This is a genomic window from Paenibacillus sp. 8b26, assembly GCF_050626875.1.
GTDB lineage: Bacteria > Bacillota > Bacilli > Paenibacillales > Paenibacillaceae > Paenibacillus.
In genome coordinates this window covers 903,631-916,547 of the sequence record NZ_CP192445.1, presented here as the reverse complement: position 1 = coordinate 916,547, position 12,917 = coordinate 903,631, and the positions used below count along the sequence as shown (strand labels likewise).

The following is a 12,917-nucleotide window of genomic DNA, read 5'->3' as shown; positions in this document are numbered from 1 at the left end:
TTGTTTCATCAATCTGATGTTCAGGTGACATAATAACATATGATCCAAAGTTCTTCTGCAAAACCCTCATCCAAAGAAGGAGTTAACGAAATGCTGAGTAAAGTCAAAAGATTACTAATCGGTCGTCCACGAAAATCGACGGCTCTTGAAGATGAGAAACTAAACAAGCTTAAGGCTCTGGCCATCCTGTCCTCGGATGCGTTGTCCTCTGTAGCTTACGGAACAGAGCAAATTCTGCTTGTTTTGATTACAGCGGGCTTCGCTGCCCTATGGTACTCCATTCCTATATCCATCGCGGTATTGGGATTGCTGATTATTTTGATTCTGTCCTACAGACAGACTATTTTTTCCTATCCCGGTGGCGGTGGCGCCTATATCGTCGCACAGGACAATTTGGGCAGGGCACCGAGTCTGATTGCAGGCGGATCTTTGCTGGTCGATTATATTCTGACAGTAGCAGTCAGCTCGTCGGCGGGTACAGATGCTATTACATCGGCGTTTCCATCATTGCATGATCATCGGATCGCGATTGCACTGATCATGATCATCTTTTTGACCATTATGAACTTGCGCGGGGTAACGGAATCTGCCTCGGTGCTGGCTGTACCGATTTATTTGTTCGTGGTTTCGATCTTTGTTCTGATTATTAGCGGTATCATCCATTACGTGGCAGGAGGAGCTCATGCTGCGGCACCACAATTTGGAGCTACGGTATCTAACGTCAGTCTGTTTCTGCTGCTGAAGGCGTTCAGCTCAGGTTGCTCGGCGCTAACCGGGGTAGAGGCTGTCTCAAATGCCATTCCGAACTTCCGCAAGCCTGCTGCCAAAAATGCGGCAACTACGCTGATGATGATGGGCTTGATTCTCGGGTGTATGTTTATCGGAATCAGCCTGCTGGCTTATTGGTACGGTGTTCGTCCAAATCCGCATGAAACGGTCATTTCGCAAATTGCGAACGCCACTTTCGGGCGTGGTGTGATGTATTACATCATTCAGGGCGTGACGGCGCTGATCTTGTTTTTGGCGGCGAATACAGCCTATTCGGCCTTTCCGTTGCTTGCATTTATGCTGGCTAAAGACAAATACATGCCGCATATGTTCATGGTTCGCGGAGATCGGCTTGGTTACTCGAACGGTATTCTATTTCTGAGTATTTTCTCGGCATTGCTGGTTATCGTATTTGGCGGCAATACGGGAAATCTGATTCCGCTTTATGCTGTAGGGGTATTTATCCCGTTTACGCTTTCTCAGCTTGGAATGATGATTCGCTGGATTCGTCTCAAGCCGTCAGGCTGGGTCGTCAAGCTTGCTATTAATACGGTTGGGATGCTGACCACGCTGTCCATTACGCTTATCTTTATTTTCACCAAGTTTAGTCAGGTGTGGATGGTGTTTATCTTCCTGCCTCTGGTACTGTATTTCTTTATGAAGATCAATGGACATTATAAAAATACAGCGGAGCAACTGCGGATCGACATTACGAAGGATAAACCTATGGTCAAAGGTAATACAATCATTATTCCGGTAGCTGGCATTACACGGGTCGTGATGAATACCATCAGCTATGCCAAGACCTTGTCGGATAATGTGGTTGCTGTATATGTAGGTGTTGATGATGAAGCGATCCGCAAGATGGAGCAAAAATGGGAAGAGTGGGATGTAGGTATCCGATTGGTGGTGCTGAAATCCCGTTATCGGAGCATTATCAATCCGCTTCGCAAGTTCATTGATACGGTGGAGTGGAAAAAAGCGGACGAAGATCATATTACCGTCCTTATTCCGCAATTCATCACGAAGCACTGGTGGGAAAATATTTTACACAACCAGACCAGCTTGCTGATGAGAGCTTATCTGATCAATTATAAAGACGTCATCGTAACGACCGTGCCATTTCATTTAAATAAATAAAATAGCTTGACAAGATGAACATCTTCTGGCTGCATGTCATTGCTTGCTAGAAGGTGTTTTTTTTCATGCCGGCATATTTACTTTAACGATACGCTTTGTGTATTATAGATACAAAATGTATCGTTAAAGAACCGATATGGAGGGATACAATGCCCGTAGCCAAGGGTGAAACGGAACATAATAAGCTGCAATTTGTAGATACGCTGAGAGCACTGGCGATTATGGGCGTGTTGCTTGTCCATGTCAGCCAGCACGTAGAGGGACTAAACGGATGGTTGCAAAAGGGTTTAAGTTTGGGAGCGAAAGGGGTCGCTTTATTTTATCTGGCTAGTTCTTTTACGCTCTTTCTGTCTTTGAGCAGACGTATGGGCGACAGGAAAGAGGGGGTCTCGGCGTATCTGGTGCGTCGTTTTTTTCGTATTGCCCCGTTGTATTACGTTATGCTAATCATCTACTTGGTTGTGAACGGGACAGGGCCCCGTTTCTGGCTTGGGGATCAGGAAGGGGTCACCGTTGTCAATATCGCGGCCCATATTTTGTTTCTGAATGGCCTGAACCCGTACTGGATCAACAGCATTATCGGTGTGGAGTGGTCCATTGCGGTGGAATGTATTTTTTATCTGTGCGTGCCGCTATTATTTAAGCTCATTCAATCGATTCGGCATGCTGCCTGGTTTGTGACCGGCGCGCTTGTACTGAGCTTCGGACTGAATGCGGTGTTTGCGTATGCTCCATGGATCAGTAATCACTCGTTATGGGGGCATTATCTGTATTTGTGGTTTCCCAACCAACTGCCTGTTTTCGGACTGGGGGTATTGCTGTTCTTCATATGGAAAGACGAGCGGCATTGGAAAATTATGGATCGATTCAGCGGGGGATTGCTGCTTGGCTCCGTACTGTTTGCTCTTTGTACGGGGATGACGGATTATCTCATCGGTGTCCTGTTGCTGCTGGCAGCCTATGCTTTGTATCACTGGCAGCCTGTGTGGCTGCTAAACCGGGGATGGTCATGGATCGGCTGCCTTAGCTACAGTATGTATTTGACGCATCTGCTTGCTCTGGAGATGGTCAATCAGATCAAGCTACCCTTTTTCCCTATTGTTAATATGACTCTGATGTTTATCATGACACTACTGTTGACTACAGGTCTGTCTTGGCTCACCTATTCTTGGATCGAGCAACCGGGCATTCGTTGGGGAAAAAAGATCATATCACGTATGAAGTCTGTGCGCTCACAGAAAGATTCGGTCAAGGAAAGTGTTGCCTGAGCTGGAGCTTTCTTCTCATCCGATAACATTTCGTTGAAGTGCTTAAAGAAATCTATCAAATCATTGAAAAGACCTCTTGAAAAGTAGGCCGTAGCCCTTTATATTCGATGTACATCCAAGTTTTTTGAAAACACCGATGAGATTTGTTGGAATTGAAAAGGAGATGCACGTATGCTTGTGAAGCCTTTCGGCTTTTTAGTATTTTCCACGTTTGAAGGAGTGGCAGTTTTTGCGCTCATTCTTAGTATTTTTAAAGTTAAAATGACTCCTTATGTATGGCAAGCAATTTTTGTGAACCTGATTATGAATTTGCAAAGTTATTTGCTGAGAGAGGAATTTTCTCTCGCTTATCTGGTGCCTGTCATTAATATGCTGCTTTTTATTTTTTTGCTCGCTACGGTGGTGAAAATTCCGATTGTATGGTCAGGTATTATGACGGTCACCGGTTATTTTGCTTATGCGGTCATTCAGTCGGTGCTTTTAAAAGCGATGTTCGGGAGCCTGCCAGTCTCTGAGCTACAGGACGGTTCCCTGAAGGGCTATCTGCTGCAAATGGTAAGTGCGGTGGCAGGACTGCTCATTTCATTTATTTTGTATCGAAAAGGCATCGGGTTTGCCGTTAATTTCAAAAAGCTTAAATTTAGAGCTGAATACGGCATTGTGATTACACTCATTATTTTATCCTTCATATCCACCTCTATCGTGCTGTACTACAACGAGGTATGGTTAAATATGATGTTTTTTGCACTGGTATCGGGATTCTTCATCTATTATGCGGTTGGAAAGGAATATCGGGATGATTGAAACGATGGCTTTCAAGCTTGCTAACCAGATCAAACGGACTGTGCCGGATCATCCGGCTTCTATCCCGGTACTTAAATATGCACTGGCTCTTATTATAAATGCCTCCATGATTATTGTGCTGACGTTACTCGCCTCATTCTTCACCGGGCGGACGGCAGAAGCTGTGACGATTCTAGTGGTTTTTGCCTTGTTGCGTCAAATGTCAGGAGGAATTCATCTAAAAACAGGGATGGCATGTGTTGTGGCGACCTCTTTAGCTTTTACAGCCCTATCCTGTATCTCTTTACATAGTTGGTGGACAAACGTGTTCACCGGATTATCCCTGCTTCTTGTCTTATGCTTTGCCCCGTCCAGAATAGAAAAGCAGTCGCGCATTCCATCCCGGTTTTATCCCCTCCTGCGATTGTTGTCTTCCTTGCTTGTATGTACTAATTTTGTAATCGGTTCCTCTGTAGTGGCTGTTGCTTTTCTAGTCCAGAGCCTGACGTTGATTCGGGGAAGGAGGTGAGGAAAATGGTGAAAAAAATCGTATATGGTCTAGCGACATCGTTGTCTATGTTTGCTGTATTTGCTGTATCGGTAGCGAGTTATGTGTATGTCTATCAGGGAGATACGCCCGAAGAGCTGCTTAAATAGTATAACATCACTTCCATATATACATAGGCTGCCAGCGAGCAGCTTCTTTTTTTTGCAAAAGAAAATCAGGCGCTCCATTAAGAGCGCCCGAATGGGAGAGGAGAAACCGGACGAAGAGCTTATGGGGAAACGTAAGTCTTCTCCGCGGTTGTCTACGACATTGGTTGAATGCCGATATCTTAAGGATGCCCACGATATGGTTTTTTATACCTCCTCAAACCCTACATTTTTCAAACGGCTATGCATGTGGTACGATAACGTCATAATCTTTATATGGTTATCAACACATATAGAAAATAGGTGAGTTTCAGCGTGAGAGTGGTATCGGGTAGTGCCAAAGGAAGGCCGTTAAAGGCAGTTCCCGGCACAGGGACGCGACCAACCACGGATAAGGTCAAGGAAGCGTTATTTAGCATGATAGGTCCTTATTTTGATGGGGGAGTCGCGCTTGATCTGTTTGCAGGCAGTGGCGGCCTGGGTATAGAGGCGCTCAGCCGGGGAATGGACAAGGCAGTCTTTATTGATATGGAATCAAAAAGTATTGATGTCATTAAAGAAAATTTGCGAAAAACCGGATTGGAAGAACAGGCTGAAGTGTTCCGCAATGATGCCGGACGAGCGCTCAAGGTGCTGGCTAAACGTGGAGCTTTTTTTGATGCTGTTTTTCTGGATCCGCCCTATCGTCTCAAGCATGGTGATGAATTGATGAGCCGTATGGCTGAACTTGACTTGCTTCGTTCCGAGGCAGTCATTGTGCTGGAGTATGAGTCGGGACATAAGTACCCGGAAAGCTTTGGGCCGTTCGAACAGGTCAAAAAAGCGGTCTATGGCGAAACAACGTTATCTATCTACCGCTTTGCAGCAGAGCAACCGGACGATGCAGAACATACGGAGGCCGGAACGGAAACATCCGGTATAGCCGAATCAGGCGGGGAGGACCATCATGACTGAGCACAAACCACGTATTGCCGTATATCCGGGAACCTTTGATCCCGTGACGATGGGGCATCAGGATATTATTCAAAGAGCGGCGAGGCAGTTTGATCTGCTGATTGTCGCGGTACTTAACAATATTAGTAAAAATCCACTGTTTTCTCTGGAGGAGCGAATGGAGCTACTGCGGACGGTAACCCGCGATATTCCGAACATTGAGGTGGACAGCTTCCGTGACCTGACAGCCAATTATGTACGTGAAAAAGGGGCTCAGGTTATCGTCAGAGGAATCCGGTCGGTGACAGATTTTGAATACGAGCTGCAATTGGCTTCCACAAACCATAAGCTGAACCCGGATGCCGAAACGATCTTTATGATGACGAACCCGACTTATTCATATCTGAGTTCCAGTATGGTGAAGGAAATCGCCCATTTTGATGGCAAGGTCGTAGATCTGGTGGCCCCTGAAGTCGAGGATGCGCTTCGTGCCAAGGTTAACGCCAATCGCGGTGGCTCCACCATGAAGTCATAAAGGAAATGACGAGCAGTGTAAGTATAATCGCGACCAGCAGCGCAGTAGACAAGACGGTCAATTGCCATGGATACAGTGACGGACTTTCCAACTGTGTCCATAGGTTGCTGCTCTCTGCTATAACGGAATGCGCGGCTGGATCATAACCGCCTTCCGCGAAGGAAGAAACGGAGCTGCGGCTAACATAAGCGGGAAGTGCATTGCTTGTCATAAGGCTAAGAGACGTCCATGCAACGAGTGTGAGCATAAAGGCGATGATGCCATGAAGCACCCTGGATATGGTGAACGTGATGCCTTTGTCCGAGGGTCTGGTGACGGCTGTGATTTGGAGCCAGCCGCATAGCCCTCCCCAGCCTAGTACGGCGCTGATCAGAGCCGCTTGTGTACGAAGGTCGTAGGGCAGTCGGCTGATTTCATAGGAACCGAGATGGATTTCTATCCAAGCGGGCCAGATGAAAGAAAATGCTCCTTGACCTGAGTACATGGATAGCAGCCGAATCAGCACGGAAAAGAAAATAATGAATCCACCTGTCATCATAAGTGTCTGTACGGCATGGGATACGGTTTCGCCCAGCAGCTTTCCGAAGCTGCGCCCGTCTCGTTCTCTGGCAGAGCGTGTGGCGTCCCATGCGGACCGGATGAGGGTGGTAGAAGTACGGGAAACAGAGGTTCGCCGGAGGGCAACTGGCGTTTCCCGTTTTTGCGATTCTTTTGACGATGCAGTTAGTCTGACTGTAATCCATCCCGCCAACAGGCCGGAGATCCAGTGAATGGCAAGCAGCATGGCGCCTACAGCAGCATTGTGCAGCAATCCTGTCCCGATCACGAGCAGGATGGTAATCGGGTTGCAGAAATGAGCGATAGCGGTCAATCGTCTAAGCTGGCGATCGGTCATATCCTCCTGCTGTGTCCATTGGCGCACTGCTTCCGCAGCAGCCGGGAATCCGGCGGTCAGACCGAGGGCCAGTACCCAGCCGCTTCGACCCGGAAGACGGAACCAGGAGCGCATGAACGGTTCCAGGAGGACGCCAAGCCCATGCACCAAACCGAAGGCGACGAGCATTTCGGACAGCATTAAGAAAGGGAGCATGGCCGGGAAAATAATGCTCCACCATAGCTTAAGTCCCTGGGCGGAGGCTTGAAATACCTCTTCCGGTGAGGCGACAACAGCCAGCACAAGCAGAATGGCACCAAGTCCTAGGAACAGGGTTGTCCAATAAGAAGCAGAATGGGCTTCCTTTTGTAGCAAAGGGTTCACCTCCCTGGAAGTGATATGATTTAACATTTAAAAACGAATCTCATCGTGCATAAATATAGTAGAGTTCACCGTATGTTGTTTCTAGCGCCTGTTCGCGTTTGTTTGTAATCGGCCGAGGTGCTCGTACGCGCTGTCGGTAAATAATGTATGCTTTTTTGTAAGAATTGAGAACAGGCAGGGCACAGAGTGTATTTGGGTGAGATAGGAAGAAGTTAAGGCTGTGAGGGGGAGAAGCGATGAAACGAATTAACCGGAACAGAGCTTTTTTTACAACCGGATATGTTCTGTTCCTGGCCGCTATGGTCTATGTGCTGGTATATATGCCAACCCCGTATCTGATCTATGGACCCGGCGGGGCGAATGAAATCAAGCCGATGGTTACCGTCCAGGAAGGTGACCGTAGCGAACGGGGGACCTTTATGATGACGACGGTATCGGCGCGTTATGCCAATGTCATTATGCTGGGTATGTCGAAGCTGGATGCCAATTCGGAGATTCAGCGCAAGGAGGATCGCCTGCACGGCCGAAGTGAAGACGAATATGCAGCAGAGCAGGTGTGGTATATGGGAGATTCCCAGTCTTCCGCGATGGAGGCTGCTTATACGCGGGCCGATATTCCTTATCGCATTGTGCCGGATTATGTGTATGTATTTAAGGTACCCGGCTCGAACAGTGTGTTTCATCCCGGAGATGAAATTCTGGAGCTGAACGGGGTAAGGGTGACGGATAATCGTTCCATTCGAAATGCCCTAGAGGATGAAAAGGCGGGAACGATGGCTAAAGTGAAGCTAAAACGTGATGGCAAGCTGCTGACGGTGCAAGCTCCATTAATGACCATCACGGACAGCGAAACAGGCAAACAGCGTCCCGGCTTTGGAGTCAGCATCGCTACCGTTCAGAAAGTAGAGCCAAAGGATGAACGTAAAACGATTCATTTTACGTCAACGGATGTGGGCGGGCCTTCGGCCGGTTTGATGTTTACGATGGAAATTTATAATCAGCTGACACCGGGCGATCTGAGCAAGGGATATCGTGTTGCCGGTACGGGTACGATTGATAAGAACGGTAAGGTGGGAGCGATCGGCGGTGCAAAGTATAAAATTGTCGCTGCTGACCGTCAGGGTGCTGAATTGTTTTTCGTCCCGACGGACAATTATAAGGAAGCCCAGGCCAAAGCCGAGCAAATCGGAACCCGAATGAAGCTCGTTCCGGTTCGCAAGCTTGACGATGCGTTAACTTATATGGAAAAGCTCCCGATCAAATCATGACGGGCGGCCGCAAGTAATCGGCATACATGTCACGAATGGCGGGACGGGGCATTCCGGCGGCGTGTATGGCGGCTGCTGCGGTGTCCCAGTCCAGATGAGGATGCGATCCGGCTGACGGCTTAACCCATACTGGAAGGGTCGCTGTCTGCTTCATTCGGGCCAGCAGCTCGCGTCCGGCAGTATTAAAGCCGAGTACGCGGATATAGCCGGGGCCTTTCGCCAGCTTGGAGGGGGCCATATCTGTTTTGGCATGATTCAGCAAAATATGGGTGAACATACGCTGAAGCTTCGTACGAGTGTACCGCTTCGTCTTGACAGCGGCGAGTAATGCCTCTACGGAGGGCTGGGGCAGCGTGTACAGCGATTGCCGTAGGCGATGCTCCAGCCCTTCGGTCACCTCGTGCAGCTCCGCCAGCTGCTGCGGGCTGCGCGTGATCAGGGCGTTCAGCAACGGTTGGCTGAACGCTTCCCAATGCAGCGGCGCGCGTCGGGCTTGCCATTCGCGCCGCAAAATCTCCAGCGTCGCCGCAGGCACGTACGGCGACGCGGCCTCCGGCCCGCCGTCGAGGAGGAGACGGCGGATGGCCGTGGCGCTGGCGATGACCCCGTCCGCGGGCGCAACGGCTTCGTGGTAGCCCGATCCCGTGCGGGCTACGGTGAAGGGCTTGATTACGCTGCCCAGCCGTTCCAGCGCAATCAAGTAATGCAGCCCCAACGTATTGTTGGGCTGCTGCATTAGCGCAGCGAGCGCAGCGCCGTCCGCCCCTTCGGCCGCGAGCTCGGCTGCGGCCCCCGCGTAGGCGGCGGGGTAGCTTGCGCCGCTGCTCAGGCGCTGCGTGATGCCGGCCTTGAACTCGGCAGGCTCCGCCGCCAGCACGCGGGCCAGCGCGCGCAATGGGGCGATGTCGCCGCTCTCGCTGCCGAAGCAGAGCGCGTCGACGACGCCCGTGGCGCGGAGCAGGGCGACCGCCCCGTGGGCAAACCATTCTGCGGGCTGGACGGCATAGGCCACAGGCAGCTCCAAAACCAGGTCCACACCCATGGCAAGTGCCATTTCGGTGCGGGACCATTTGTCCACAATTGCGGGTTCCCCCCGCTGGAGGAAGGGACCGCTCATCACAGCCACCGTGCGCTGCGCGCCAGTGATGCGAAGAGATTCCTTCCAGTGATGCGTGTGACCGTTATGTAGCGGGTTGTATTCTACAATAATACCGAGGGTTTTCAAGGCTATACTTCGGCTCCTTTCTGATGTCGCCAATCTGGTGACTATCCTGAAAAGGATGGTTCTCCACCAGTAAATGATTGCTCTAGGGGTAGCGATGATGCTTTTTTGTGATCCGAAATGAACAAGACCATTGAGACCTGAAGAAAAAAGCTTTATACTCGCATTATTGTACACGAAGAGTGGCGGGGGTACGAATACTCACAGGTACATGATCCATGCAACGTATTTTCGCTTTCGCATAAAACTTGCGGAACCATTGGAAAACCGATGGATTTGTGAGAGGTGTAAAGTGAAAGGTGTTGACAAACGACTCGATCAGTCGGTATAATAATTTTTGTTTGTTTGGAGTGATAGCGATGCAACTATTTTTTCGCAAAGTAGCAACAAGTGATGGTCCTTTTCCGATCCGTGAAGCTCTCAATGTGAGTGAATTGGTGGATGATCGTCCTGATGTTACGGCCGTTTCCCCGCTGGAGACCGATTTGGTCGCCGTTAGTCTGGGTCAAGGCTTAATGAGCGTGGAAGGCACGTTGACCGCAGGTCTGGACATGCTGTGCTCACGCTGTTTAAGTCCGATGCACGAGGATTTGAAGATTGAATTCCGTGAACGGTTCAAGCAAATCTCTTCGGTTGGCGAAGAGGAGGATGAAGATGGCGAATTTATCGCAGTGACGGGGGATTCCTTCGACATTGCACCGTATTGTGAAGAGCTGTTTGTACTGCACGTGCCGTTTGCGCCTGTGTGCAGTGAGGATTGTCAGGGGATCGCTCCTGCGGCCGGACAAAACTGGAGCGTTGGCTCCGAAGACAGTGACGATGGCGATACGAAAAAGATTGATCCGCGTCTGGCAGGGCTTAAGGATTTTTTCAAATGAGAATTGAGTTCAATTCTGACAAATCATCATCCACTTGTGCAGGGGAGTTACAGAACCGACACATGGATGTTGCAGGCTTGATTCACCGGCTGTGAGGTAGCTGCTTCCGGCAGCTTCCTTCAGTCTTGAATGAGATAAGAAGTCACGCCCGTTATACGGGTTGATCTGGTTAAGGAGGTGGGAATAATGGCAGTACCTCAACGGAGAACATCCAAAACTCGTCGCGACAAACGTCGTACTCACTTTAAACTGGCAGTACCAGGTATGGTGAAATGCTCCGAATGCGGCGAATTGAAACTTGCTCACCATGTGTGCAAAGTTTGCGGAACGTACAAAGCTAGAGAGATTATCTCTCAATAATGTCCGATAAGCGGATTCTTTGGAATCTTCGCAGGAAAAGTAGCGCTTCACTTTAGTGAGGCGCTACTTTTTTTGTCTTCGTACTTTCTTTTTACGGCCGCATGCTATATACTGTTTTAGTACCAGGTTCTAAGAAAGAAGGGCCGAAGGGGTTCTTTATACATACAAGATGACAAATCGGCATGAAGCATTCGCCGCTAGCACGTGAAGTAACCCGAACCGCCGGCTGAACGGTAATTTATTGCAGGGAAAGGAGGCGTCACTGATATCGAACGTTTGCCAAAGAGACAGAGACAGCAACGGCTGACTCAATTAATTGATGAGAATCCGTTCGTAACGGATCAGGAGCTGACGAGACAGCTTAAGGTGAGCATTCAGACGATTCGGCTGGATCGGATGGAATTGGGTATCCCAGAGCTGCGGGAGCGACTGAAGCTGATGGCTGAGCGTTCCTACGATCAGGTTCGCTCCCTGCCTTTACATGAAGTGATCGGGGATATCGTGGATCTCCAGTTGGACAGAAGCGGTATTTCCATTTTTGAAATTAAAGAAGAGCATATCTTTTCACGCACTGGCATTGCGCGGGGGCATTATGTGTTTGCCCAGGCCAATTCTTTGGCTGTTGCCGTGATTAATGATGAGATAGCGTTGACCGCTTCGGCGGACATCCGCTTTGTCCGCCCTGTTCATTTGGGAGAAAAGTGCATTGCCAAAGCATATGTGCGATCAAATCCCGAGCAAAAAGGGAAAGCCAAAGTAGAAGTGTTTGCTTACGTGGGGGAAGAAATGGTGTTCCAGGGTAACTTTGTCATTTACCGCTCCACAGAGGAAGAGTATAGCGAAGGAGGAAGTCAGCATGCGGATCGCCATTGATGCCATGGGGGGAGACAATGCTCCCGAGGCGACAGTAGAGGGCGCGTTATCTGCGGCGGCGGAATGGAAGGATACAGACATTACGCTGGTTGGTGACCGGGAACGAATTGAATCGGTGCTGAACGGCAGAGCATTGCCTGCGAATCTCAACATTCGCCATGCATCCGAAACGATAGATGCGCAGGATGAGCCTGTGAAGGCAGTACGACGTAAAAAGGATGCCTCCATGGTCGTAGCTGGCCGAATGGTCAAAGAAGGCGAAGCAGATGCCATGATATCGGCAGGTAATACGGGTGCGCTGATGACAACAGGTTTGTTGGTGGTTGGGAGAATGGCAGGTATTGAGCGTCCTGCTCTTGCACCGATGATTCCAACGATTGACGATCAGGGTGTGTTGGCGCTGGACTTGGGAGCTAATATGGACGCTAAGCCCGAACATCTTGCCCAATATGCGCTGATGGGTAGCTTGTACCGACAAAAGGTTCATGGTGTGGCTTCCCCCAGAGTGGGTTTGCTGAATGTTGGGACGGAAGCCGGGAAGGGCAATGAACTGACGAAACTGGCTTTTCCTCTGATTGAGCAGTTGTCTGTTAACTTTGTAGGTAATGTGGAGTCTAGAGATGTGCTGACCGGGAATTGCGATGTGCTGGTGTGTGACGGATTCGCCGGAAACATCATGCTAAAATCGCTGGAAGGTACGGCGGGTGCGATATTCTCTCTCTTAAAGGAGCAGTTTAGTAAATCCTTAAAAACCAAACTGGCAGCGGCTCTGATTATGCCTGAGCTTCGCGGTTTGAAAGATAAGCTGGACTACAAAGAACATGGCGGCGCTCCCTTGCTGGGGCTGAGCGGACTCGTATTGAAAAGTCACGGTTCATCTGACGGCATTGCCGTCAAAAATGCAGTAAGACAGGCCCGTACAGCCTTGCAAAACCAGTTGGTGGAAAGTATATCCAAGGAAATCAGTAGGAAGTGAG

Annotated in this window: 14 protein-coding genes; 12 read left to right on the top strand and 2 right to left on the bottom strand. The window is 49.5% G+C overall.

Going from position 1 to position 12,917, the window contains the following annotated elements; genetic code table 11:
• Nucleotides 1-90 precede the first annotated feature (90 nt).
• The 7 genes from ACQ4MX_RS03885 to coaD all read left to right on the top strand — a co-directional run bounded on the left by ACQ4MX_RS03885 (nt 91) and on the right by coaD (nt 6,081).
• Nucleotides 91-1,908 (top strand): APC family permease, encoded by a 1,818-nt coding sequence (locus ACQ4MX_RS03885; RefSeq protein ID WP_431089454.1) that lies wholly within the window; start codon nt 91-93, stop codon nt 1,906-1,908.
• A 149-nt stretch (nt 1,909-2,057) separates the two neighbouring features.
• Nucleotides 2,058-3,176, top strand: coding sequence for an acyltransferase family protein (locus ACQ4MX_RS03880; RefSeq protein ID WP_431089453.1), 1,119 nt, complete (start codon nt 2,058-2,060; stop codon nt 3,174-3,176).
• Nucleotides 3,177-3,347: 171 nt separating this feature from the next.
• Complete coding sequence (locus tag ACQ4MX_RS03875) at nt 3,348-3,980, top strand: hypothetical protein (protein WP_431089452.1); 633 nt, start codon at nt 3,348-3,350, stop codon at nt 3,978-3,980.
• Nucleotides 3,973-4,488 (top strand): accessory gene regulator ArgB-like protein, encoded by a 516-nt coding sequence (locus ACQ4MX_RS03870; protein WP_431089451.1) that lies wholly within the window; start codon nt 3,973-3,975, stop codon nt 4,486-4,488. The genes ACQ4MX_RS03875 and ACQ4MX_RS03870 overlap by 8 nt, the downstream gene beginning before the upstream one ends.
• 5 nt (nt 4,489-4,493) lie before the next feature.
• A complete protein-coding gene (locus ACQ4MX_RS03865; RefSeq protein ID WP_431089450.1) occupies nt 4,494-4,616 on the top strand; it encodes a cyclic lactone autoinducer peptide in 123 nt (40 codons plus the stop codon).
• Between the two features lie 312 nt (nt 4,617-4,928).
• Nucleotides 4,929-5,567 carry a 16S rRNA (guanine(966)-N(2))-methyltransferase RsmD gene (gene rsmD / locus ACQ4MX_RS03860; RefSeq protein ID WP_431089449.1) on the top strand — a complete coding sequence of 213 codons (639 nt, stop codon included), beginning with the start codon at nt 4,929-4,931 and terminating at the stop codon, nt 5,565-5,567.
• Nucleotides 5,560-6,081: a pantetheine-phosphate adenylyltransferase gene (coaD, locus tag ACQ4MX_RS03855; protein ID WP_025686336.1), complete on the top strand. Its 522-nt coding sequence runs from the start codon at nt 5,560-5,562 to the stop codon at nt 6,079-6,081. The genes rsmD and coaD overlap by 8 nt, the downstream gene beginning before the upstream one ends.
• On the opposite strand, the gene ACQ4MX_RS03850 is transcribed toward coaD, so the two are convergent.
• Nucleotides 6,044-7,339 carry a nucleoside recognition domain-containing protein gene (locus tag ACQ4MX_RS03850; protein WP_431091247.1) on the bottom strand — a complete coding sequence of 432 codons (1,296 nt, stop codon included), beginning with the start codon at nt 7,337-7,339 and terminating at the stop codon, nt 6,044-6,046. The genes coaD and ACQ4MX_RS03850 overlap by 38 nt on opposite strands.
• 236 nt (nt 7,340-7,575) lie before the next feature.
• Between ACQ4MX_RS03850 and ACQ4MX_RS03845 the strand changes: the two genes are divergently transcribed.
• The gene (locus tag ACQ4MX_RS03845; RefSeq protein ID WP_431089448.1) at nt 7,576-8,607 is read left to right on the top strand and encodes a YlbL family protein; all 1,032 of its coding nucleotides are present in this window, start codon (nt 7,576-7,578) and stop codon (nt 8,605-8,607) included.
• Here ACQ4MX_RS03845 and ACQ4MX_RS03840 read toward each other — a convergent pair.
• A complete protein-coding gene (locus ACQ4MX_RS03840; RefSeq protein WP_431089447.1) occupies nt 8,597-9,832 on the bottom strand; it encodes a nucleotidyltransferase in 1,236 nt (411 codons plus the stop codon). The genes ACQ4MX_RS03845 and ACQ4MX_RS03840 overlap by 11 nt on opposite strands.
• 356 nt (nt 9,833-10,188) lie before the next feature.
• On the opposite strand from ACQ4MX_RS03840, the gene ACQ4MX_RS03835 reads away from it, so the two are divergent.
• The 4 genes from ACQ4MX_RS03835 (at nt 10,189) to plsX (ending at nt 12,916) form a co-directional block, all read left to right on the top strand.
• Nucleotides 10,189-10,707, top strand: coding sequence for a YceD family protein (locus ACQ4MX_RS03835; RefSeq protein WP_431089446.1), 519 nt, complete (start codon nt 10,189-10,191; stop codon nt 10,705-10,707).
• 186 nt (nt 10,708-10,893) lie between these two features.
• Nucleotides 10,894-11,067, top strand: coding sequence for a 50S ribosomal protein L32 (gene rpmF / locus ACQ4MX_RS03830; protein ID WP_007429979.1), 174 nt, complete (start codon nt 10,894-10,896; stop codon nt 11,065-11,067).
• A 276-nt stretch (nt 11,068-11,343) separates the two neighbouring features.
• Nucleotides 11,344-11,940 (top strand): transcription factor FapR, encoded by a 597-nt coding sequence (fapR, locus tag ACQ4MX_RS03825; protein WP_025682284.1) that lies wholly within the window; start codon nt 11,344-11,346, stop codon nt 11,938-11,940.
• On the top strand, nt 11,924-12,916 hold the full coding sequence (gene plsX / locus ACQ4MX_RS03820; protein WP_431089445.1) for a phosphate acyltransferase PlsX: 993 nt from the start codon (nt 11,924-11,926) through the stop codon (nt 12,914-12,916). Before fapR ends, plsX begins: the two co-directional genes overlap by 17 nt.
• Nucleotide 12,917 lies beyond the last annotated feature (1 nt).